Origin of the sequence: Pseudomonas avellanae BPIC 631 (genome assembly GCF_000444135.1) — a bacterium.
GTDB classification, from domain to species: domain Bacteria; phylum Pseudomonadota; class Gammaproteobacteria; order Pseudomonadales; family Pseudomonadaceae; genus Aquipseudomonas; species Aquipseudomonas avellanae.
In genome coordinates this window covers 1-1,390 of record NZ_ATDK01000466.1, presented here as the reverse complement: position 1 = coordinate 1,390, position 1,390 = coordinate 1, and the positions used below count along the sequence as shown (strand labels likewise).

Annotated in this window: 3 protein-coding genes; 1 reads left to right on the top strand and 2 read right to left on the bottom strand. The window is 46.8% G+C overall.

All coding sequences use genetic code 11. The annotated features are described in order from the left end of the window. The coding region (locus tag DW49_RS1000000131055) for an ATP-binding protein (protein ID WP_241478698.1) at positions 1 to 151 on the top strand (151 nt) is incomplete at its 5' end. A gap of 138 nt (positions 152 to 289) precedes the next feature. Here the strand turns inward: DW49_RS1000000131055 and DW49_RS0124035 are convergent. Both DW49_RS0124035 and DW49_RS1000000134100 read right to left on the bottom strand, forming a co-directional pair. Next, on the bottom strand, positions 290 to 634 hold the full coding sequence (locus tag DW49_RS0124035) for a hypothetical protein (RefSeq protein ID WP_375233973.1): 345 nt from the start codon (positions 632 to 634) through the stop codon (positions 290 to 292). 609 nt (positions 635 to 1,243) lie between these two features. Further along, on the bottom strand, positions 1,244 to 1,390 hold a 147-nt coding region (locus DW49_RS1000000134100), incomplete at its 5' end, for a hypothetical protein (protein ID WP_024421469.1).

Genomic DNA, 1,390 nt, shown 5'->3' with positions numbered 1-1,390 from the left:
GGATCGGCTGACACACCACTGCCACATCGTCGAAACGGGCAACGAGTCCTACCGCCTACAACACAGCACCTTGGCCGCCCAGACAAAGATCAAGTCACGGGAACGAAAGCGCAAGGACGGAGATGATATCGAGGACGATGAGCCATTTTGATCCGCACCATAAATACCCTGCTGCATGCGGTGGGGCTTGATGCGTCTTCAATCGGCACACTGCTGCTAAGCTTATTCACAATTGCTGGGGCAAAAATCAGCAATCCATCCTGGGTCAATTTTCAATCGGCAGGGTGGGTCAGTTTTCAATCAGCGCCAACAGGTAAACCTGATAAAGGCCCTTGCGCAAGGCGGTGTCCATTATACCGCCGCCGCGCATTTCAACAACTTCACTCTCCCCCTTCCCACCACGCTCGGTTGAAACTGGATTTTGGGGATTTCGAGTCCACAATATTGCGTGAACCGCACTGGCTTTACCTATATTATTCCTCCGCATAGACAGACCTTCAAGTTTTTGGCCAGCAATAATAATTTTATGCAGTTTCTCGGTATCATGTGGCTCATCGATCAGAAGCAAAATATCGCCTGGAATAAGATCTGTTTTCTTTACATTTGGCCTTTGTGGGCTCAGCACGACGCTCATAACTCGTGCGTTTTCAGCGGGTTCCGTTGACACTGATGCTTGGGAGCCGACAGGCGAGCTGATTGAAACCCTTTCCTCGCCGAAAGAAGCCCTCCCTTGCTCTTGAGCTGGGTTATGCTCAAACGTTGTGTTCTGTTGAATGCTAAAAGACGTACCACCTTGTATTCTCATCATCATTACTGCCTGTGTAAGTATTAATTTAAAAGCTATTTATTGAATGTCTTGCAAAAGATCAAATTAGACGGCTAGAGATTTATAGACTTGTTATGGCATAATCTGCTCTAGTACATTCTCCATCTTAATTTTTTTTTATGTGGTCAGAACCCCTCGACCGGTTCCACATAAAGCAGTCTATTAAATAAAATATATTTTACTGGCTACGGTCTGAGCCCTAACTGCGAACCTTTATTTTTAGACGACGGTTGCAGGGGCAGAATGCAGCACAGTAACTGAATTAAAGTTTACGTAGCATATTGAACACTAATTTACTTGGTCATCACTTCAATCGGATATTTAAAATCGAAGTGCTCACGGACTCACATTAATTGCGAATTAAACCGCATTCCGTCACTTCCGATCCATATTAGCTGCGAATTAAAGTAAACGATTTCAAATCGGCAGTCCCGCCGCCAGCATCCTGTCGCGCAGTTCTGTGGTGCGAGCCGGATCGAGTGCGTTACTGAATAGCGCTTTGATCTCGGTGGGTCTGGCGTCGAACTGCTCGACCAGATCCTTGATGCGGTAGCCATGGCGCGT